General features: G+C 73.7%; 16 protein-coding genes and 1 riboswitch. Of the genes, 9 read left to right on the top strand and 7 right to left on the bottom strand.

What is annotated here, in order from left to right:
• Nucleotides 1-18 precede the first annotated feature (18 nt).
• From JOE68_RS04600 to JOE68_RS04590, 3 genes are all read left to right on the top strand, one after another.
• The gene (locus tag JOE68_RS04600) at nt 19-867 is read left to right on the top strand and encodes a class II fructose-bisphosphate aldolase (RefSeq protein ID WP_307819522.1); all 849 of its coding nucleotides are present in this window, start codon (nt 19-21) and stop codon (nt 865-867) included.
• Nucleotides 864-1,772 carry a 1-phosphofructokinase family hexose kinase gene (locus JOE68_RS04595; RefSeq protein WP_204841092.1) on the top strand — a complete coding sequence of 303 codons (909 nt, stop codon included), beginning with the start codon at nt 864-866 and terminating at the stop codon, nt 1,770-1,772. Before JOE68_RS04600 ends, JOE68_RS04595 begins: the two co-directional genes overlap by 4 nt.
• A 69-nt stretch (nt 1,773-1,841) precedes the next feature.
• Nucleotides 1,842-2,627 carry a DeoR/GlpR family DNA-binding transcription regulator gene (locus JOE68_RS04590; protein ID WP_204841091.1) on the top strand — a complete coding sequence of 262 codons (786 nt, stop codon included), beginning with the start codon at nt 1,842-1,844 and terminating at the stop codon, nt 2,625-2,627.
• Nucleotides 2,628-2,732: 105 nt separating this feature from the next.
• On the opposite strand, the gene JOE68_RS04585 is transcribed toward JOE68_RS04590, so the two are convergent.
• The 3 genes from JOE68_RS04585 to JOE68_RS04575 form a co-directional block, all read right to left on the bottom strand.
• Nucleotides 2,733-3,686: a hypothetical protein gene (locus JOE68_RS04585; RefSeq protein ID WP_239562815.1), complete on the bottom strand. Its 954-nt coding sequence runs from the start codon at nt 3,684-3,686 to the stop codon at nt 2,733-2,735.
• Between the two features lie 5 nt (nt 3,687-3,691).
• The gene (locus tag JOE68_RS04580) at nt 3,692-4,903 is read right to left on the bottom strand and encodes an MFS transporter (RefSeq protein ID WP_204841089.1); all 1,212 of its coding nucleotides are present in this window, start codon (nt 4,901-4,903) and stop codon (nt 3,692-3,694) included.
• A gap of 70 nt (nt 4,904-4,973) precedes the next feature.
• Nucleotides 4,974-6,368 (bottom strand): CBM96 family carbohydrate-binding protein, encoded by a 1,395-nt coding sequence (locus JOE68_RS04575; RefSeq protein ID WP_204841088.1) that lies wholly within the window; start codon nt 6,366-6,368, stop codon nt 4,974-4,976.
• A gap of 184 nt (nt 6,369-6,552) precedes the next feature.
• Between JOE68_RS04575 and JOE68_RS04570 the strand changes: the two genes are divergently transcribed.
• From JOE68_RS04570 to JOE68_RS04560, 3 genes are read left to right on the top strand one after another with little or no spacing between them, the layout of a single operon-like run.
• Complete coding sequence (locus JOE68_RS04570; RefSeq protein WP_204841087.1) at nt 6,553-7,731, top strand: saccharopine dehydrogenase family protein; 1,179 nt, start codon at nt 6,553-6,555, stop codon at nt 7,729-7,731.
• A 55-nt stretch (nt 7,732-7,786) separates the two neighbouring features.
• On the top strand, nt 7,787-8,764 hold the full coding sequence (locus tag JOE68_RS04565) for a PA2928 family protein (protein WP_204841086.1): 978 nt from the start codon (nt 7,787-7,789) through the stop codon (nt 8,762-8,764).
• Between the two features lie 15 nt (nt 8,765-8,779).
• On the top strand, nt 8,780-10,012 hold the full coding sequence (locus tag JOE68_RS04560; protein ID WP_204841085.1) for a PA2928 family protein: 1,233 nt from the start codon (nt 8,780-8,782) through the stop codon (nt 10,010-10,012).
• 42 nt (nt 10,013-10,054) lie between these two features.
• Here the strand turns inward: JOE68_RS04560 and JOE68_RS04555 are convergent, their stop codons facing one another.
• A complete protein-coding gene (locus JOE68_RS04555; protein WP_204845922.1) occupies nt 10,055-10,909 on the bottom strand; it encodes a LysR family transcriptional regulator ArgP in 855 nt (284 codons plus the stop codon).
• Nucleotides 10,910-10,981: 72 nt separating this feature from the next.
• On the opposite strand from JOE68_RS04555, the gene JOE68_RS04550 reads away from it, so the two are divergent.
• Together JOE68_RS04550 and JOE68_RS04545 are read left to right on the top strand one after the other, a co-directional pair.
• Nucleotides 10,982-11,569 (top strand): LysE/ArgO family amino acid transporter, encoded by a 588-nt coding sequence (locus JOE68_RS04550; protein WP_204845921.1) that lies wholly within the window; start codon nt 10,982-10,984, stop codon nt 11,567-11,569.
• A 104-nt stretch (nt 11,570-11,673) separates the two neighbouring features.
• Nucleotides 11,674-12,144: an MmcQ/YjbR family DNA-binding protein gene (locus JOE68_RS04545; RefSeq protein WP_307819521.1), complete on the top strand. Its 471-nt coding sequence runs from the start codon at nt 11,674-11,676 to the stop codon at nt 12,142-12,144.
• Nucleotides 12,145-12,263: 119 nt separating this feature from the next.
• Here JOE68_RS04545 and JOE68_RS04540 read toward each other — a convergent pair whose 3' ends face one another.
• Together JOE68_RS04540 and JOE68_RS04535 are read right to left on the bottom strand one after the other, a co-directional pair.
• Nucleotides 12,264-13,463, bottom strand: coding sequence for a hypothetical protein (locus JOE68_RS04540; RefSeq protein WP_204841084.1), 1,200 nt, complete (start codon nt 13,461-13,463; stop codon nt 12,264-12,266).
• A complete protein-coding gene (locus JOE68_RS04535; RefSeq protein WP_204841083.1) occupies nt 13,460-14,971 on the bottom strand; it encodes an alkaline phosphatase D family protein in 1,512 nt (503 codons plus the stop codon). The genes JOE68_RS04540 and JOE68_RS04535 overlap by 4 nt, the downstream gene beginning before the upstream one ends.
• A gap of 972 nt (nt 14,972-15,943) precedes the next feature.
• Here JOE68_RS04535 and JOE68_RS04530 point away from each other — a divergent pair.
• The gene (locus JOE68_RS04530) at nt 15,944-17,770 is read left to right on the top strand and encodes a DNA/RNA non-specific endonuclease (RefSeq protein ID WP_204841082.1); all 1,827 of its coding nucleotides are present in this window, start codon (nt 15,944-15,946) and stop codon (nt 17,768-17,770) included.
• A gap of 151 nt (nt 17,771-17,921) precedes the next feature.
• Here JOE68_RS04530 and metE read toward each other — a convergent pair whose 3' ends face one another.
• Entirely contained in the window at nt 17,922-20,132 is a 2,211-nt protein-coding gene (gene metE, locus JOE68_RS04525) for a 5-methyltetrahydropteroyltriglutamate--homocysteine S-methyltransferase (protein WP_204841081.1), read from the bottom strand.
• 121 nt (nt 20,133-20,253) lie between these two features.
• A riboswitch (cobalamin riboswitch) is annotated at nt 20,254-20,456 on the bottom strand.
• Nucleotides 20,457-20,532 lie beyond the last annotated feature (76 nt).

Raw genomic sequence — 20,532 nt, 5'->3', positions numbered from 1 at the left:
CACCGTGAGGAGAACACCGTGCTGAGGCCAACTGCCGACATCGTGTCCGCCGCCGTAGCGGGCGGGCACGGCGTGGGCGCGTTCAACGTCGTCCAGCTGGAGCACGCGGCGGCGATCGTCGCGGGCGCGGAACGGGCCGGCACGGCGGTGCTGCTCCAGATCAGCGAGAACTGCGTGCGCTACCACCGCTCCCTGACGCCGGTCCTGGAGGGCGCGCTCGCGGTGGCGGCGGAGTCGTCCGTCCCGGTCGCCGTGCACCTGGACCACGTCGAGACCGCCTCGCTGGTGCGCGACGGCGCGACGCACCGCATCGGGTCGGTGATGTTCGACGCCTCGACCGCGCCCTACGCGGAGAACGTCGCCGCCACCAGGCAGATCGCCGAGTTCTGCCACGCGCGCGGCATCTGGGTGGAGGCCGAGCTGGGCGAGGTCGGCGGCAAGGACGGCGTCCACGCGCCCGGCGTGCGCACCGACCCGGCCGAGGCGCGGGAGTTCGTGGCCGCCACGGGCGTGGACGCGCTGGCCGTGGCGGTGGGCAGCTCGCACGCCATGACCACCCGGGACGCCCGGCTCGACTTCGACCTCATCACCGCCATCAAGTCCGCTGTGGACGTCCCGCTGGTGCTGCACGGCTCGTCCGGCGTGCCCGACGGGGACCTGGCGCGGGCGGTGCGGTCGGGCATCACGAAGGTGAACATCTCCACGCACCTCAACAAGGTCTTCACCGACGAGGTGCGCCACCGGCTCGGCGACGGGCGGCTCGTCGACACCCGCAAGTACCTCGGGCCGGCGCGGGACCGGGTGGCCGAGGAGGTCGCCCGGCTGCTCGGCGTGCTCGACGCGGTGCCCGCCGGGAGCGTCCGGTGATCGTCACCGTCACGCCCAACCCGGCGCTGGACGTGAGCTACCGGGTGGACCGGCTCGTGCACGGGTCCGCGCACCGGGTGCGGTCGGTGCGGGAACGGGCCGGCGGCAAGGGTTTCAACGTCAGCCGCGTGCTGCACGAGCGGGGCGTGGGCACGCTGGCGGTGGGCCCGGTGGGCGGCGTGCTCGGCGAGTCGCTGCGGGCGGACCTGGTGGCCTCCGGGGTGCCGCACGCGCTGCTCGAAGTGGCCGCGCCGACCCGGATGACGGTGGCCGTCGTGGACGACGAGGACGCCACGCTGTTCAACGAGGCGGGCGCGGCGCTGCCGGACACCGAGTGGGACCGGCTGCTGGACCTGGTGCGCTCCCGGCTGGCCGGCGCGCGCGCCGCGGTGTGCTCGGGCAGCCTGCCGCGGGGCGCGCCGCCCGACCTGTGCGCGCGGGTCGTCGCGGTCGCGCGGGGCGCGGGGGTGCCGGTGGTGGTCGACACCAGCGGCCCGGCCCTGCTCGCCGCCGCGAGGGCCGGCGCGGACGTGGTCAAGCCGAACGCCGCCGAGCTGCGCGAGGTCGTGGCCGCCGACGACCCGGTGGCGGGCGCGGAGGCGCTGCGCGCGATGGGCGCGCGGGCCGTCGTGCTGTCGCTGGGGCCGGACGGGCTGGTCGCGGTGACCGAGGAGGGCCGCTGGCGCGCGGCCCCGCCGTTCCCGGTGCGCGGCAACCCGACCGGCGCGGGCGACGCGGCCGTGGCGGCGCTGGCGAACGGGCTGGTCGAGCGGTCGCCGTGGCCGGCGCGGCTGCGCGCGGCGGTGGCCTGGTCGGCGGCGGCGGTCGCGGTCCCGGTCGCGGGCAGCGTCGACGCCGCGCTGGCGCGCGACCTGCACGACGGCGTGGTGGTCGAGCCTGTCTGAAGGCAAGCGCGCCGGAACGCTTCTGCGCATCTGTAATGTGCATTAATGTTCAAGCGCAGGAGGTAGCCAGTGAATCGGTACGAGCGGTTGAACGCGCTGCTGGAGCTCTTGGCCGAGCGCGGCAAGATCGAGGTGGACGACATCGCCGAGGAGCTGGACGTCTCCGGGGCGACCATCCGGCGCGACCTCGACCACCTCGCCGAGCAGCAGCTGCTCACCCGGACCCGGGGCGGCGCGGTGGCGCACTCGGTGGCCTACGACCTGCCGCTGCGGTACAAGACGGTGCGCAGGGCGGGGGAGAAGCAGCGCATCGGGCGCGCCGCGGCCGAGCAGGTCGCGCGCGGCGCGGTGGTCGGCATGAACGGCGGCACCACCACCACGGAGGTCGCCCGCGCGCTGATGACCAGTGCCGACGTCGGCGGCGCGGACGGCGACGGGGTGATCACCGTGGTCACCAACGCGCTCAACATCGCCAACGAGCTGGCCGTGCGACCGCAGGTGAAGCTGGTGGTGACCGGCGGCGTGGCCCGCCCGCAGTCCTACGAGCTGATGAGCCCGCTGGCCGGCCGCATCCTGAGCGGGCTCAGCCTGGACGTGACGTTCCTCGGCGTGGACGCGATCGACCCCGACGCGGGCGCGTCGGCCCACCACGAGGGCGAGGCCGACATCAACCGGATGCTCGCCGAGCGCGCGCGCCGGGTCGTCGTGGTGGCGGACTCGTCCAAGATCGGCGCGCGGGCCTTCGCGGCCATCTGCGCGATCAGCCAGGTGCACGTGCTGGTGACCGACACGGAGGCCCGCGAGGAGGACGTGCGCCGGTTCCGCGAGCGGGGCGTCGAGGTCGTCCAGGTCTGAGCCGCGGCGGCGCCCCGACCGGCTCCCGGCGGCGCCCCGACCCCGGTGGCGCTACCCCGGCGCCCCGGTCCGGTGGCGCGGCCCGACCGGGGCTCCGCCGGGTCGCTACAGCGGCGCGGGCGAGTTCGCCTCCCGCACCAGCAGGCTCGGCGAGCCGGTGGCGTCGGCCGGCACGACCCACACGTCGTTGAGGCCGTCGCTGCGCTGCACGCCGTAGGCGATGGTGTCGTCGTCCAGCCAGGTGGGCTGGTCGTCCACGCTGCGCGTCTCGGCCAGCGGCGTGACGGCCCCCGTCGCCAGGTCCATCGTCGACAGCCGCCACCCCCGCTGCGGGTCGCCGCCGACCGCCGCCTTGTACGCGATCCGCCTGCCGTCCGGCGAGAGCGACGGGCACTCGACGTTGTCCGCCAACGCCTTCACGGTCCGCGCCGCGAAGTCGCCCTCCACCAGGTACCGGTGGCCGCCGGTCGACATCGTGGCGTAGAAGCGGTTGTCGTCGGCGGTGAAGGTGACGCCCCAGTAGTTGCGGTCGACCGCCGTCACGGGCACGCCGTCCACCGTGGACGTGAACTCCTCCAGGGACGGCACGAGGGCCCCGGTCCGGGTGTCCAGGATGCCCGTGCTGGTGGAGAACCCGTTGGCCGCGTACGAGTGGCCGTCCACGAACAGCGTCCACGCCACCATCCGCCCGCTCGCCGACACCCGCGCCCGGTTGGGGAAACCGGTCAGCGGCACGGACCGCAGCTCGCGCAGCGCGGAGTCGAGCACCACCAGCCCGCCCGCTTTCAGCGCGCCCACCGGGCGCAGGCAGGCGATCGTCCCGCCCGCCGCGTACGCCCGGTCGCAGCGCTGGTCGGTGACCTCGCGCGGCCCGGCGGGGTCGGTGCGCGACACCACCGACAGCCGGCCGTTGCCGAGCACCTGCAACCTCGGCCCGGTCACGGCGCCGGACTCGACGTCGCTCCCGGGGGCGGTCGACAGGGAGGTGTAGCCGATGGCGACACCGGCCAGCACCGCGGCGGCGACGGCGGTGACGGCGACCCGGGCGCGGTTCGACAGGGGGTTCACCGCTTGCGTCCCATCAGTGCGGCGGTGGCGACGAGGGCGAGGGCCACCCCGAGGGCGGCGAGGCGGGTCGCGGTCTCCGGACCCCAGAACTGCCAGGCGAGGCCGAACAGCACCGACGACCCGAGGTAGCCCAGCGCCTGTCCACTCTGGACCAGCGCGAGACCGGTGGTGCGCAACCGCTCCGGCAGCAGCGGGCCGGCCAGCGCCATGAGCACCCCGTCGGTGGCGGCGTAGAAGACGCCGTACAGCACCAGCACCACCGCGACCAGGGACCAGCCGCCCAGCGGGCCGAAGATCAGCAGGTACACGGCGACCAGCGCGGTGTAGCCGCCCAGCACCACCGGCAGCCGCCCGACGCGGTCGGCCAGCGCGCCCAGCGGGGCGGCCAGCAGCAGGTACACCAGGCTCGTCCCCACGGCCAGCAGCGGGAACCAGCCGATCGACAGGCCCTCCCGCTTCTGCAGCAGCAGGTACACGAACCCGTCGCCGATGGTGGCCAGCCCCAGCACCGAGGCCGCCAGCACCACCCGGCGGACGCCCTTGTCCCGCAACAGCCCGCCGACCGCCATCGGGCGCACGGGCGCGGTGGACACGGGGGAGCGGTGGTCCCGCACGAACATCACCAGGATCACCACGCCCAGGGCGGCGACGCAGAAGCTGGTCACGAACACCGAGTCGAACGACCCGCCCGCGGCGGCCAGCACCGCCAACGCCACCAGCGGCCCGGCGAACGCGCCGATCCCGTCCATCATCCGGTGCACGCCGAACGCCCGCCCGAGGTCGCCGGCCGGGGTGGACAGCGTGATCAGCGCGTCCCGGGGAGCGGTGCGCAGCCCCTTGCCCGCGCGGTCGGCGGTGACCACCGCGCCCAGCAGCGCGGTGGACGTGCCGGCGGCGAGCAGGCCCAGCTTCGCCACCGCCGAGAGCGCGTAGCCGAACCCGGCCACCGCCTTGCGCCTGGTGGTGCGGTCGGCCAGGTAACCGCCGACCAGCCGCAGCAGCGTCGTCGCCCCCGTGTAGACCCCGTCGACCACGCCGTACGCGGCGGGGCTGAGCTGGAGCCCGACGACGAGGTAGAGCGGCAGGACGGCGGCCACCATCTCCGACGAGACGTCGGTGACCAGGCTGACGGCGCCCAGCGCGAAGACGTTGGCGCTCACGCCCTTCCAGCCGCCGGCCTTCGGGCGGTCGATCGTGGACAGGTACACGGCGGACCTCCTTCACGGGCAGGGGCGCCGCGCCCGGTCGACGAAGGGCCGGGCGCGGCGCGGTCGGGGGTCAGTGACAGGCGGTGGTGCCGCTGTCGGTGAAGGACTTGCCCGCCACGGGCACGAACTGCCAGTCGAAGCTGTTGCTGCGCAGGGTCAGCTTCAGCACCCCGTAGGTGTCGCTGTTGCGCACCTCGCTGTTGGGCTTGATCGTGCCGAAGCCGTAGTGGCTGGCGCCGCCCATGCCCGCGACGAACGTCCGGATGCCGCGGGTGGTGTCCAGCGCGCCGCTCGGGTTCTGCGGCGCGAAGCGCTCGTACTGGTGGTTGTGGCCGAACAGCACCACGTCGGCGTTGTGGTCGTACAGCGCCTGGAACAGCGGGCGCGTCGCCGTCGAGGGGGCGTGGTTGGCGCCCGAGGTGAACAGCGGGTGGTGCCAGTACGCCGCGGTGCAGGGCTTGGTGCTGGCCGCCAGGTCGTTGCGCAGCCACTGCTCCTGGGCCGAGCCGGCCGCCGTGCTGATGTTCGAGTTCAGCGAGACGATGTGCCAGTTGCCCAGGTCGTAGGAGTAGTAGCCCTGGCCCGACGGACCGGCCAGCGAGCCGAAGTAGTTGTAGTAGCCGCTCGCGCCGCTGGTGTTGTAGTCGTGGTTGCCCGGCGACGGCCGGGTGCGGGCCTTGTGCCTGCCCCACGTCGGGTTGTAGTAGTTGTTGAACTCCGTGGTGGTGCCGCTGTTGTAGACGTTGTCGCCGGTGGTGAACACCGTGCCGGGGATGCCGTCGAGCAGGGCGGCGGTGGCGCTGTCGCCCGAACCGGAGTTGGAGATGTCGCCCGCGCCGACGAGCACCGGGTCGCCGCCGGGAGCCGTGGTCGTGGTGGTGGGCGTCGTCCCGGTGGTGACGACCAGCTGCGGAGCGGTGGCCCCGCTCTCCCGGGAGTCGTAGTCGGCTCCGTCGGTGCTCGACGAGGTGATGCCGAAGGAGAACGTGCCGTTGCCGGTGACGTAGGAGGTCACGTCGACCTCGTACCAGGCGTTGCGGGACACCGGGCCGAGCGAGCCCAGCGTGCCGCCGTCGATGGCGGGCTGGTCGTTCCAGGTGACACCGGTCTCCGACCAGGTGGTGTCGGTCATGGACCTGAACGTGCCTCCGCTGGGGCTCTGCGAACCCGAGACGTCGTCGGTGTGCACGCGCAGCTTGGCGCTGCCGACCGCGCCGGACACGCCCGACACGGTGAACTTCAGGAACGCCCGCTTGACCGGCGAGTTGTCCACGCCGAGCTGACCGGAGGCGCCGTGGTTCGTACCGGTCGCGGAGTTGTCGACGTAGGTGTCCGCGGAGGGGGTGAAGGTGGTGGTGGCGGCCGACGCGGCGGGCGCGTTGTCCGACGTGGCGACGGTGGTGAGGGTGGCCGCGACGAACGCGCCCACGGCGAGCACCGCTAACGGGGCCCTACGACCTGACATGCCGAAACCCTTCGCTTCCTGATGCACGGGACAAGGGCCTGGGGAACGCTAGGGACGCGCGAGCACGGTGGGGTGATCGCGCGGCGGCGGGTCGGTGAACTGCGCGCTAACGCCGCTCCTCGCTGCGCGACCCCGCATACTCGTGCTCGTTGGACGATGCGACGGATCCTCGGAAGGGCGGCGGATGTACGACTTGGTGCTGTTCGGGGCGACCGGTTTCACCGGCGAGCTGACGGCGGCGTACCTGGCGGCGCACGCGCCCGAAGGCACGCGCTGGGCGTTGGCGGGCCGCAACCCGGCGAAGCTCGCGGCGGTGCGCGACCGGCTGCGCTCGGTCGACCCGGCGGCGGCGGACCTCGACCTGCTCACCGCCGACGTGACCGACGCCCGGTCGCTGGCGGTGGTGGCGGAGTCGGCGCGAGTGGTCCTCACGACCGTCGGCCCCTACACCCGCCACGGCGACGGCCTGGTGGCGGCGTGCGCGCGGGCCGGCGCGGACTACGTCGACCTGTGCGGCGAACCGGAGTTCGTCGACCGCACCTACCTGCGCCACCACGCCGCGGCGGTGGAGTCGGGGGCGCGGCTGGTGCACTCGTGCGGCTTCGACTCGATCCCGCACGACCTGGGAGCCCTCTTCACCGTCCGGCAGCTGCCCGAGGGCGTGCCGATCGCGCTGGAGGGCTTCGTCAGCGCGTCGGGCACGTTCTCCGGCGGCACGTTCGGCTCGGCGCTGACGGCGTTCTCCCGCCTGCGCCCCGCCGCCGAGGCGGCCCGGCGGCGGCGGGAGGTCGAGGGCCGGCCGGCCGGGCGGGTCGTGCTCGGCCTGCCCGGCCGGGCGCGCCACGACAAGCGGCTCGACGCGTGGACGCTGCCCGCGCCGACGATCGACCCGCGGGTGGTGCTGCGCTCGGCGGCGGCCCTGGACCGCTACGGCCCGCGGTTCACCTACCGCCACCACATCACCGTGCAGGACCTGCCGACCGCCGTGGGCGTCGCGGGCGGGGTGGGCGCCCTCGTCGCGCTGGCCCAGCTGCCGCCGGCCCGGAAGTGGTTGCAGGAGCGGTGGAAGCCGGGCGACGGCCCCTCGGCCCGGCAGCGGGCCCGCGCGTGGTTCCGGGTGCGCTTCTTCGGCGAGGGCGGCGGCCGGCGCGTGGTGACCGAGGTCTCGGGCGGCGACCCGGGCTACGACGAGACGGCGAAGATGCTGGCGGAATCCGCGCTGTGCCTGGCCTTCGACCGCCTGCCGGCGACCTCGGGCCAGGTGACCACCGCCGTGGCGATGGGCGACGCGCTGACCTCGCGGCTGGCGAAGGCGGGCATCGGGTTCGACCTGCTCCAGGACGTCGGCCCCCGCCGCGCCTGACCTCCCCGCGCCGGAGTTGTGATCGGTAGGGGGCGGGGTGCGGCACGATCGCGGCATGACCGATCCGCAGCAACCGGCCCCCACCACGCCGCGGTCACGGCTCCGGTCCACCGCCCGCGGCCTGGCGCGGGCGGCGCTGGCCGCCCTGGCCCTCTACACCGCGATGGGCTCGCTGATCGTCGGCGCCGTCCGGTACCACGCGCTGAACCCGGTGACCGTGCCGTCGCTGGACATCGGTTTCGGCGCCCTGGACGGGCGCGAGGTCGCGATCGTGCCCTACGGGTCGGACGCGCCCGCGGGCCTGCTCGGGGTGCCGGCGTGGCTGGTGGACCTCCACCACGCCGAGGTCGCGGCGATCGACCTGGACACGCGGGAGGAGCTGTGGCGGACCGGGATCTCCACCGGGCGCGAGTCGCGGCAGGCGGTGGTCGTCGCCGTCGGCGACCGGCTCGCCTACGTGGCGGACCACCTCGGCCTGGCCGTCCTGGACCTGCGCACCGGTGACGTCGTGGCGAGGGGCGCCGGCCTCGCCGGCCTCGGCGGGGCGTACCTGGCCTCCCGCACCGCCTACGCCTACGACGCCGACGAACGCGCGGTGGTCGCGCTGACCGCGCGCGGCGAGGTGCTGGCGATCCCGCTGGACGACATCGCGGCGCGCCCGGCGGGCGAGTCGACCGCGGCCCGGTGGCGCGACCGGCTCAACCTCGACGACGACCGGAGACCGCTGGCCGCCACCGAGTCGGAGGACGTCCCGGAGTCCATCGCCCTGCCCGGCCGGGCCGATCGCGACCTCGTGGTCGAGAACTCCACCCACGGGTCCGCGCTGAGGGTGGTCGATCGGGCCACGGGCCGCGTCGAGCACACCTACAACTCCGCGGACGGCGTGCGCAACGCCGTGGTGTCCCCGCGCGGACGTGTCGTCGTGCTGACCGCGGACGAGGTCGACGGCGTGCTCCTGGGCTCGCTCGTCGTCGTCACCGCCGACGGCATCCACGGCTGCCCGGTCGGCGATGTCGACTTCATCGGCTTCTGACGAGGGGGTGACCACGTGAACCCGACGAACGGCGCGCCGGGACCGGGACCGACCGCTCTCCGCACCCTCGGACGGGTCCTGCGCAAAGCGGCCTCGGTGCTCGGCTACTCGCTGGTGCCGGTGCTGCTGCTGGTGTTCTTCGTCGTGCCCGGCCCGGTCATCAGCACTTCCAGCGCCATCGGCGCCGAGATGGCGTTCGCCGCGGTCAACGGCCGCGACGCCGTCGTCCTCGCCTACGAGGCCACCGGGTTCGCCGGTGTGCGAGGCGGCACGGAGCGCAGGGTGACGGCCGTCGACCTGGCCACCGGGGACACCCTCTGGGACCAGCCGCTGCCCGACGGCCACCACCTCCCGGAGGTCGTCGCGGCGGGGCGGAGCCTCGCCTACGTCCGCAGCGGCGCGGGTCTCGACATCGTCTCCCTGGCCGACGGCGAGGTCGTCGCCGAGGCCGAGTCGGTCGAGGGGCTGGGCGCGGACCGCTACGTCGGCGTCGGCGCGGCCGGCGCGTACCGGTACGACCGCGCGCGGAACGCGATCGTCACCGTCACCGCAGCCGGCCAGGTCCGGGCCGTCCCGCTCGACGGCACGGCCGCCGCGCCCGCCGACGCCGACCTCACCGACACCTGGTCGTGCCTGCTGGGCAGGAGCGGCGCGGCACCCGCCGACTACGACGGCACCGCGGAGACCGCCGCGCTGCCCGGCGGCCGGACGGTCGCGCTCGCGCGGCCCGTCGGACGCCCCAGGGGCCTGCCGCTGCTGCGCCTGCACGAGCGCGGGCCGGGCGACCGGACCCACCGCGAGCTGTCCGCGACCGACTTCGCCGAACCGGGCTTCCTGGTGGACCACACCCCGGTCGAGCCGCGGCGGCGCGCCTGCCCCGGCCGCGCGCCGCACGAGGACGTCCACCCGGGAGGCCGTCCGCACACCGCCAGGACGGCCGTGCTCGCGTCGGGGCACGCGGTGATCCTGAGCAGGACCGACCTCAACGCCGACACCAGGTCCCTCACCGTCGTGGACCTGGCCACCGGCGAACCCACCGCGACTGCCGGGATCGACGGTGATGTCGTCCGCGCCATGACGGCGCCGTCCGGGCAGCTGGTCGTCGCGGCGTCGACCGAGCTGCACGGCCGGCTGAACTTCCCGATCACGACGCCGACCACCGACGTGCTGTTCATCGCCGACGAGCGCGGCGGGCTGCGCCGGGTCGTGGTCGGCGAACGCGGCTGGTTCGGCCGGATCGGCGGTTGACCCCGGCCGGCCCCCGCGCCCGATCGGGGCCCGGGGCGCGCTTCAGCGCAGCTCCGCCCGCGCGGCGCGGAAAACGGCGTCGGCGACGCGTTGCAGCGGCGGCGAGTCCAGCTTCCACTGCTGCCAGTGCAGCGGCACGTCGACCGGCCGGTCGGGGTGCAGGTGGACCAGGCCGCGGTGGCGCCTGACCTGGTGCTCGCTGAGCAGCGCCCACCCCGCGCCCGCCGCCACCGCGTCCTCGAACACCGGGCCGTCGGGCAGGAAGTGGCGGTGCCCCGAGGCGGCGCGGCCGGTGACGGCGCGGCAGAACGCGTCCTGGAGGTCGTCCTTCTCGTCGAACACCACCACCGGCAGGTCCGACAGCGGCCGGTCCCGCCAGCGCCGCGCGAACGCCCGGCCGGCCACCGCGTGGTAGCGGATGCTCCCGAGCGGGCGGACGCTGCACCCCTGCACCGGCTGCGGCGACGAGGTGACGGCCGCGACGACCAGCCCCCGGCGCAGGGCCTCGGCGGTGTGGTCCTGGTCGTCGCGCAGCAGCCCGAGGACGATGTCGTCCTCGCCCGCCAGCTCCTTGACCACGGTGCGGAACCACGTCGACAGCGAGTCCGCGTTGACCGCCACCTGGATCGGCGTCGGGCGCTCGGCCAGGCCCAGGCCCGCGAACGCGTCCTGCTCCAGCAGCGCGAGCTGGCGGCCGTAGCGGGCGATCACCGCGCCGGACTCGGTGAGCCGGGCGGGTTTCGCGCGGACCAGCAGCACGCGGCCGGTGCGCTGCTCCAACGCCTTGATGCGCTGGCTCACGGCCGACGGCGTGACGTGCAGCACGCGGGCCGCCGCGTCGAACGTGCCTTCGTCCACGACGGCCAGCAGGGTCCGCACCGACTCCGGGTCCAGCATCACGAACGCTAATGATACTTAAGGAAGTGTAGCTGGCCTTATGTGAACGCGGTTCCTAGCGTGGATCCCGTGATGTACGCGCTGCTCGCCGGGCTCGGCGCCGGGCTGTCCCTGATCGTCGTCATCGGCGCGCAGAACGCGCTGGTGCTCCGCCAAGGCGTGCTGCGCCAACAAGTCCCGGCGATCGTGGCGATCTGCGCGGCGTCCGACGCGCTGCTGATCGCCCTGGGCGTCGGCGGTGTCGGCGCGGTGCTCGCCGCGTGGCCCGCCGCGCTCACCGCCGTCCGGTGGCTCGGCGCGGCGTTCCTCGTCGGTTACGGGGTGCTCGCGGCGCGGCGGGTGCTGCGGCCGGCGGCGTTGCAGCTCGGCGGCGCGGCGTCGGCGGCCATCGTCACGTGCCTGGCGCTGACCTGGCTCAACCCGCACGTCTACCTCGACACCGTGCTGCTGCTGGGCACCGCGTCCACGTCGTTCGGCGACGACCGCTGGTGGTTCGGCCTCGGTGCGATGACGGGCAGCGCGCTGTGGTTCACCACCCTCGGGTTCGGCGCGCGGTGGCTGTCGGGCCTGTTCACCCGGCCGTCGGCCTGGCGGGTGCTCGACGGCGCGGTGGCGGTCGTCGTGACGGCGACCGGGATCTCCCTGGCGCTGGTGGCCTGACGCCGCGCCGCCGCCCCGGTCTCCCCCCTGGCACCGGGCCGCGACGCCTTCGGCAGCCCCGCGCCACGCCGCCGTGTCGTGATTCCCCCTGTCGGTCGACTCCGGTGACCACCTCCCGGCGGTGCCGCCGGGAGAAGGCCGGGCAGGCGTTGCGCGAAGGCGCGATCGGGTTATCGTGCGACATGGCCACCTGGGACGACGTGCGCCGGCTCGCCACGGCCCTGCCCGAAGTCACCGAACGCCCGACGGCGGGGGGCGTGCCCGCCTGGCGGGTGAAGGACAAGCTGTTCACCTGGGAGCGACCGCTGCGCCGCACCGACACCGCCGCCCTGGGCCGGGCGGCCCCCGACGGACCGGTGCTCGCGGCGAGCGTGCCGGACCTCGGCGCGAAGGACGCCCTGCTCGCCGACGACCCGGACGTCTACTTCACCGTTCCGCACTTCGACGGCTACGCCACGATCCTGGTCCGGCTGGACCGGATCGGCGAGGGCGAGCTGGCCGAGCTGCTCACCGAGGCGTGGCTGTGCAGGGCGCCCCGGCGGCTGGCGGAGCGGTTCCTGGCGGACAAGCCCTGAGGGAAGCCGCTCGTCCCCGGTGGGCGGCGCGCCGGCGCGCCGCGGTGCCGGGCGAGTCGTGGTGCCGGGCGAGTCGTGGTGCGGCGCGGTCCCGGTGGGCGCGCCGCACCACGCGGGCGTCACCAGGTGCTGTTCTGCCACCCGGTGCCCAGGCGGACCTGGTCGAACCCGTTGCCGTCGGAGTCGTCGGTGTAGGCGATGGTGATCAGGCCCCACGCGTCGACGCCGAGCGCGGGTTCGTCCTGCCGGCCCGTCGCGGTCTGGACGGTCGCCTGCCGCGGCAGCCTGCCCTCGACCGAGCCGTCCGGGTCGAGCCCCTGGGTGTGCACGTCGGACGCGACCACCGAGGTGACCACGACGCCGCGCTGGTCGTCGATGCCGACCTGCGGGTCGACGCCGTCCACGAGCACGTCCACAGCGGACTGGGCGACGCCGTTGGCGCTGAACGAGCGGACGGCGGTCCGAAGCGCGCCGGTGTGGTCGGTCTCCCACGCCACCGCGAAGTCACCGTTGAAGTTCGCCGCCACGGCCGCGTGCCGCTGCTGCCCGCCACCGTCGGCGTTCACCACGCCCTGCGCCAGCTTCACCCCGCCGGACGGGGTGAGGACCTTGCGGCCGATGTTGAAGAAGCCGTTGCCGTCGCCGTCCTCGTCCCACACCACGACGGCGTTGCCCGCCGCCCCCATCGCCACGTCCGGGCGCCGGTGGGCGCCGCCGGCGGCGTGGACCTGCGCCTCGTAGGTCTTGGTCGTCACGGACGCGAAACCCGACACGCGCACGGTGGTCCCCGCGCCGGACTGCTCGTCCTCCCAGGCCACCGCGAAACCGGCGGTGTCCGGGTCGGCGGCCACCGCCGGGAAGCGCTGCTGCCCGGCGGCCGAGGCGTTGGCGGTCGCCGAGCCCGCGATCGTGCCGTCGGTGCGCACGACCCGGACCGCGATGTTGTAGAACCCGTTGCCGTCCGGGTCCTCCGACCACACCACGACCGCGCTGCCGTCGTCGTGCAGCGCCACGTCCGGCTGCACGTGCCGCCAGTTCCCGCTGCCACCGGCCGACAGCTTCTTCTCGTACCGCGACACGCCGCCCTCGAACAGCCTGATCCACACGTCGCTGTGCACGGGGTCGCCGGGGTTCGCCGAATCGCGGTCGTCCTCCCACACCACGGCCGTGTAGCCGCTGCGGACGGCCGACACGGCGGCGTTGTCCTGGTCGCCGGTCGCGGTGGAGTTGGCGGTGGTCCAGGCGACGGCGGCGGTCGCGGCGCCCGTGCCGACCAGCAGGAGCGCGGCGGTGGCGGTCAGAGCGATGATCTTCTTCACGGCGCCTGCAATCCGGGGTTGCCCGCCTCGATGACGTAGCTCTGCAACGTCCGGACGGGGTAGTCGCGCGCGGTCACCTTGTCCACGAAGCGGAAGTCGACCGCGACCTGGCTCGGCGTGGTGACGGTGCGGACGTAACCGCGCAGGTTCTTGTAGAACTTCACGTGCGGGTTGAGGCCGGACAGCGCGTTGTCGGCGGCGTTGCCGTTGCCGCCCGAGGTCACCGACGTGGTGACCAGTTCGGTGCCGACGACCCGGTTTTGGGTCCTGTAGTCGAGCATCAGGTCGGCGGCCCAGGACCGGTGCACGTCACCGGTCAGCACCACGGTGTTGCGCAGCCCCGCCGCGTCCCACCCGCGTTGGAGCCGGTCGCGGTTGGCGCTGTAGCCGTCCCACGAGTCCATCGACTTGGCGCCCTCCGCGGAAGCCAGCTTCTGCGCGAAGAACACCTGCTGGCCCAGGAAGTCCCAGGTGCCGAGCTTCTGCCGCATCCCGTCCAGCAGCCAGGTCTCCTGCGCGGCGCCGATGAGCGTGCGGGCCGGGTTGTCGGCCTCCGGGCACACCTTGGTGCCGTCGCCGCAAGCCTGGTCGTCGCGGTGCTGACGGGTGTCGAGCATGTGGAACGTCGCCAGGCCGCCCCACCGCACCCGCCGGTAGAGCTGCATGTTCTCCGCGACCGGGGCCTGTGCCGGGCGCAGCGGCATGTGCTCGTAGTACGCCTTGTACGCCGCCGCGCGGCGGGCCTTGAAGTCCCCGGCGGGGGAGCCGTCGTTGCGGATCAGGTCGGCGTAGTTGTTCTCCACCTCGTGGTCGTCCCACACGACCAGCCACGGCGCGGCGGCGTGCGCGGCCTGGAGGTCCGGGTCGGTCTTGTACTGGGCGTGGCGCACCCGGTAGTCGGCCAGGTTCGAGATCTCGGGCGAGGGCGCGTGCTTGCGGACGTTCGTCGTCGACGCCGCGCCCTCGTAGATGTAGTCGCCCAGGTGCAGGATCAGGTGCGGGTTCTCCTCCGCCATCCGCCGGTAGGCGGTGAAGTACCCGGCCTCGTAGTGCGAGCACGACGTGAACAGCATCGTCAGCGCCGGGGAGGTGCCCGGCGCGGGCGCGGTCACCCCGCGGCCGACCGGTGAGAGGAAACCCAGCGCGCGGAACCGGTAGAAGTACTCCCGGCCCGCTTGCAACCCGGTCACCTCGACGTGGGCGCTGTGCGCCCACGTCCGGGCAGCGGTGTGCGTGCCGGACTTCACGACCTGCGTGAACCGGCGGTCCGTGGCGACCTGCCAGTCCACCGCGACGTTCTCGGCGGGCATCCCGCCGAAACCGTCGGCGTCGAGCGGGCTGGGCGCGAGGCGCGTCCAGATGACGAACCCGTCCGGCGCGGGCTCACCGGCCGCGACACCGAGCGTGAACGGATAGGCGATGGCGCTTGCGGAAGGGGGAGCGAGGACCGTGACGCCGGCACTGGCGATGCCGCCGGCGATCAGGGTTCGCCGTGTCAGTGGGGACATGGTCAGTGCGTACACCCGGAAGGTGATCCCCGGCCGTCCGCAAGGTGTACACGCGGGGTGCCGAACCGGCTGCAGTACGTGATTTCGCCCGAATGGCCGACAAACGTGATGCGACCTCGCGGTCAACCTGCCCCCGCGCCCTTACGCCCCCGCGCTTTTGCAGCCAGCAGCAGCGCACCTAGTGCGCATACCGGTCGCTTCGTGTTCTCCTCCCCGTACGGCCTGGGCGCAGCCCAATCATGTCGAGCAGGGGGTGTCAAGCACGCTTCACCGCTTGACACCCCCTGCTCGACATGATTGCCTCCGGCAGGCCGTACGGGGAGGAGAACACGACCGCTCTTTCTTTTCCTCCTCCTTGGGGGCCTCTCGGCCGCTCTTCTTACTAGGATCGCGCACCGATCTAGGTGAGATTCGGTGCTGTACCGCCCGAGGCTGAAGAGCTTTAAAGAGTCCTCGCCGGACAGGCAGGCCGCCAAGGAGGAGGAAGAGCAAGAGCGGTCGTGTTCTCCCCGTATGGCCTGTCAAAGACGACCATGCTTTTCCTGGGGGTGCAAGCGAAAAGCGTGCTTGCACCCCCAGGAAAAGCATGGTAGCCCTCCGGGCAGGCCATACGGGGAGAACACGAAGGCACCGGTCTGCACGGGGTGTGCGGAAGGGGAATGGGACTGCACGGGGCGTGCGGAAAGCGGCATGGGGCTGTGCGAGGTGTGCCGGAGGGGGCATAGGGCTGTACGGGGCGTGCCGGGAGGCGAAGCCGCCGGCTGCGAGCGGGGGTGATCGGCTACCGCTCGTTCAGCGTCGGGTCGCTCGTCGTTGGTGTTCTTGTTGCCCTGCTTGGAGAAGCTTGATCATAGCGGCGTTCGGCGGCTGCACCTGGGCTGAACGGGTGAACCCGTTCGTTCGCTGCTAACAACGCTTCGCGGCACGTCGACAGCAGGGCGATCGACGTGCGCACTTCAGGGGGATGCGGTCATGGCCAAGAAGAAGAACGATGCACTGCTGGCCGCGTTGCGGCGGTTCGTGCGCGCGAAGGGGTCGGACTACCTGCGCGACGGCAACGTGTCCTCGATCGGCATCGGCTACAAGGTCGTGGACGGCAAGCCGACCGACGAGATCGCGGTCCAGTTCACCGTCCGGGAGAAGGCGGAGCCGGAGGCGTTGGGCGCGCTGGGCACGGTGCTGCTGCCGGAGTGCGTCACCGTGGACGGCGTGGAAGTGCCGACCGACGTGGTGCAGCGCGACTACCGCGCCGACTTCCAGGTCGTGCCGGAGCGCGCTTCCGGCGATCGCAAGGCCCGCCTCGACACGATCGCACCGGGCATCAGCGTGGGGCACCCGAAGGTGCCCGCCGGCACCGTCGGCTGCATCGTCTACGACCGGGTCGACGGGACGCCGTACGTGCTGTCGAACTGGCACGTCCTGCACGGGCCGGACGGCGAGCTGGGTGACGTGGTCGTCCAGCCCGGCCCGCACGACGACAACCGCGTCGACCGCAACCGGTTGGGCAGGCTGGTCCGGTCGCACCTCGGTGCGGCGGGCGACTGCGCGATCGCGACCATCGAGGACCGGGACTTCATCTGCGACATCGTGGAACTCGGCGTGGTGGCGGATCGGATCGGGGAGCCGGAGCTGGGGGACAAGGTCGTCAAGAGCGGTCGGACGACCGGGGTGACGCACGGGATCGTGCGCCGCGTCGACACCATCGTGAAGCTGGACTACGGCGGCTCGGTGGGGGTCAAGGAGATCGGCTGCTTCGAGATCGGGCCCGACCCGGCGCGCCCCGCGCCCGGCGGTGAGATCAGCATGGGCGGTGACTCGGGCGCGGCGTGGTTGTTCAAGTCCGCCAACGGCCGGGTCGGCAGGACGCTGGCGGGCCTGCACTTCGGCGGTGAGGCCGGTGGCAGCGCCGACGAGCACGCGCTCGCCTGCCTGCCGCAGTCGGTGTTCGAGAAGCTGGACGTCACGATCAAGCCGCCGAAGCCGGAAGCCCTGGCCGCGAAGGGCTTCGCGGCGGACTTCCTGGGCGTCGCGGCGGGCGTGCCGGTGCTGGGCGAGGCGGCCAGGGCCGACGCCGTGCTGGTCGACGGCTCCGAGGTGGTGGACTACACGCACTTCTCGCTGGCGCAGAGCAAGTCGCGGCGGTTCGCGTTCTGGGTGGCCTGGAACGTCGACGGCAGGACGCTGAAGGCGATCAGCCGCAGCGGCACCCGGTTCGTCCTGGACCCGCGCATCCCGGCCGAGTTCCAGGTCGGCGACGAGCTGTACAAGGGCAACCGGCTCGACCGGGGCCACCTGGCGCGGCGCGCGGACCTGTTGTGGGGCAGCAAGAAGGAGGCCGAGCGGGCGAACGCCGACTCGTTCTTCTTCACCAACATCGCGCCCCAGATGGACGACTTCAACCAGAGCGCGCGCAAGGGCCTGTGGGGCAGGCTGGAGGACGCGGTGCTGTCCGACGTCGACGTGGACGACCTGCGGGTCAGCGTCTACGGCGGTCCGGTGTTCCACGAGGACGACCGGGTGTTCCGGGGCGTCCGGCTGCCGCGCGAGTACTGGAAGGTCATCGCGTTCGTGGAGCGGGGCGCGCTCAAGGCGCGGGCGTTCGTGCTCACCCAGAACCTGAACCAGTTGGAGGCGCTGGAACTCGACGAGTTCCGCGTGTTCCAGGTGAAGCTGGCGGAGGTGGAGGCGCGGTGCGGCTTCACGTTCCCGGCGGCGCTGCGCGCGGCGGACACGGTCGTGGTGCCGGAGTCGTTGGACGAGCGCGAACCGCTGGACTCCCTGGACGACATCCAGTGGTGACGACCTCGGCGGGCGCGCCCTCGCGCGCGCCCGCCGTTCGGGGTCGTCGGGCGGGACGCCCGACGACCCCGAACGGGTCGGCCCCGGTCACCGGGCGACCTCGTCACCGGGTGGCCCCGTCAGCGGTGCGCCCCGCTGCCGGGTGGCCCCGTCAGCGGGCGGCCCGCACCTGCCGGGCCGCCGCCACGAGGTTGCGCAGCGCCGGTTCGACCTCGGCGTAGGCGCGGGTCTTCAGGCCGCAGTCCGGGTTCACCCACAGCCGCGTCCCCGGCACCACCCGCGCGGCCTCCTCCAGCAGCGACACCACCTCCTCGGTGGTCGGGACGCGGGGCGAGTGGATGTCGTACACGCCCGGCCCGACCCCGCGCCCGAACCCCGCCCGGTCCAGGTCGGACAGGACCTCCATCTTCGAGCGCGCGGCCTCGATGGTGGTGACGTCGGCGTCCAGCCCGTCGATGGCGTCGATCACCTCCCCGAACTCCGAGTAGCACAGGTGGGTGTGGACCTGCGTGGCCGGCGACGCGCCGGCCGTGGCCAGCCGGAACGCGCCCACCGCCCACTCCAGGTACGCGGCCTGCTCCGCGGCCCGCAGCGGCAGCAGCTCGCGCAGCGCGGGCTCGTCCACCTGCACGATCCGGATGCCGGCGGCCTCCAGGTCGCGAATCTCGTCGCGCAGCGCCAGCGCCACCTGGTTCGCCGTCTCCGCCAACGGCTGGTCGTCGCGCACGAACGACCACGCCAGGATCGTCACCGGCCCGGTCAGCATCCCCTTGACCGGCCGGTCGGTCAGCGACTGCGCGTAGGTGCTCCACGGCACGGTGATCGGCGCGGGCCGGGACACGTCGCCGTGCAGGACCGGCGGTCGCACGCACCGCGAGCCGTAGGACTGCACCCATCCGTGCTCGGTGGTGGCGAACCCCTCCAGGTGCTCGGCGAAGTACTGCACCATGTCGTTGCGCTCCGGCTCGCCGTGCACCAGCACGTCCAGGCCGATGTCCTCCTGGAGCGCGATGATGCGCCCGATCTCCGCGCGCATCCGCTCGGCGTACCCGGCGTCGTCCAGGCGGCCGGCTCGCAGGTCGGCCCGCGCCGCGCGGATCGCCGGGGTCTGCGGGAACGACCCGATCGTCGTCGTCGCCAGCGGCGGCAGGCCGAGGCGGGCCTCCTGCGCCGCCGCCCGGTCGGCGTACGGCGCCCGCACCCGGTGCTCCGGGCGCAGCGACGCGATCCGCGCCCGCACGTGGTCGTCCCGGCGGACGACCGCGGCCGGCGCGGGCTCCGGGCCGGCCGCGCCGCGCAGGGCCTCCGCGATCCGCACGACCTCGCGGACCTTCTGCCGGGCGAACGCCAGCCGGTCCCGCACCGGCGCCGGCAGCGACTGCTCGGCGTCGAGGTCGTAGGGCACGTGCAGCAGCGTGGACGAGGTGGACACCGCCACCTCGCCGGCCGTGCCCAGCAGCGTCGCCGCCGTCGCGACCGCCGCGGGGACGTCGGTGCGCCAGATGTTGCGCCCGTCCACCACGCCCGCCACGACCGTCTTGTCCCGCAACGCGTGCAGCGCCGGCACCCGGCCCGCGACCAGGTCCAGCGCGATCGCCTCCACCGGGGTGGACGCCAGCACGTCCAGCGCCGGTCCCAGGTCGCCGTAGTACCCCGTCACCAGCATCCGCGGGCGGTCGACCAGCTCGCCCAGCCGGTGGTACGCCTCGCGCAGCGCGGCCAGGTCGCCCGCCGAGCGGTCGCCGACGAAGGCGGGCTCGTCGAACTGCACCCACTCCACGCCCTCGGCGGCCATCGTCCACAGCAGCTCGGCGTAGCAGTCGAGGAGCCCGCCCAGCAGCCCCGGCCGGCCCCGGCCCTTGGCCAGCAGCAGGAACGTCACGGGCCCCAGCAGCACCGGCCGGGTGGTCACGCCCAGCGCCAGCGCCTCCCGGTACTCCGCGAGCGGCTTGTCGCCCACGAGCCGGAAGCTCGTGTCGGGCTCGATCTCGGGCACCAGGTAGTGGTAGTTGGTGTCGAACCACTTGGTCAGCTCCAGCGGCGGCGCGTCGCCGTGCCCGCGGGCCATGGCGAAGTAGGTGTCCACTTCGGACAGATCCAGCGCGCGGAACCGCCGCGGCACGGCGTCGAACAGCACCGCCGTGTCCAGCACCTGGTCGTAGTACGAGAACGTGTTGCCGGGGATCGAGCCCAGCCCGGCGTCGCGCAGGTCCAGCCAGGTCGCGGCGCGCAGGTCCGCGCCGACCCCGTGCAGGGCGGGCGCGTCGATCGCGCCGGACCAGTACCGCTCCACGGCGCGCTTCAGCTCCCTGCGCGGACCGATGCGCGGGTAACCCAGGACGGTGGCCCCGATGGTGTTCACAAGCTCTCTCCTCGCGAGCGTGCGGACAGGTCCGGGCCGTGTTCCGGGCGCGCTGCGCGGGCGGCACGACGTGCCGCGTCCGCGTCGCCCACCCGAGAGGCCCCGGACCACCGCGCGCCGGGCGGCGCGCGGACCGGTGGCAGGTCTTCGGACTCGTGGGCGTCGGTCTCGTCCCTACCGGCCGTGGCTTCCCGGAGGCTTCCAGTGCTTGTGACTACGGCTTTCGTTCCCACTCACCGCTGCGGGGCAGTCCCGGACTCGCACCGGGTTCCCTCTTGCCCCGCCCCGTCGGAACGGGGCGGACCACCAGCACCGCCGAGCCTAGTGGGGCGGGGGGAGCCGGGCAGGCCCCGGCCCCGGTGGGCAGCGGCGCCCGGGAGCCCCGGCCGGGGGCTCGGCG

It is taken from the genome of Saccharothrix algeriensis (assembly GCF_016907655.1).
Classification (GTDB): domain Bacteria; phylum Actinomycetota; class Actinomycetes; order Mycobacteriales; family Pseudonocardiaceae; genus Actinosynnema; species Actinosynnema algeriense.
The sequence above is the reverse complement of the archived record's forward strand: the minus strand, read 5'-3'. Positions and strand labels throughout refer to the sequence as shown.

Coding starts and splice junctions, on each gene's coding strand:
- JOE68_RS04565 (WP_204841086.1), top strand. CDS start 7,787: ATGACCGATCCGCAGCAACCGGCCCCCACCACGCCGCGGTCACGGCTC.
- JOE68_RS04575 (WP_204841088.1), bottom strand. CDS start 6,368: ATGTCAGGTCGTAGGGCCCCGTTAGCGGTGCTCGCCGTGGGCGCGTTC.
- JOE68_RS04555 (WP_204845922.1), bottom strand. CDS start 10,909: ATGCTGGACCCGGAGTCGGTGCGGACCCTGCTGGCCGTCGTGGACGAA.
- JOE68_RS04530 (WP_204841082.1), top strand. CDS start 15,944: ATGGCCAAGAAGAAGAACGATGCACTGCTGGCCGCGTTGCGGCGGTTC.
- JOE68_RS04535 (WP_204841083.1), bottom strand. CDS start 14,971: ATGTCCCCACTGACACGGCGAACCCTGATCGCCGGCGGCATCGCCAGT.
- JOE68_RS04570 (WP_204841087.1), top strand. CDS start 6,553: ATGTACGACTTGGTGCTGTTCGGGGCGACCGGTTTCACCGGCGAGCTG.
- JOE68_RS04550 (WP_204845921.1), top strand. CDS start 10,982: ATGTACGCGCTGCTCGCCGGGCTCGGCGCCGGGCTGTCCCTGATCGTC.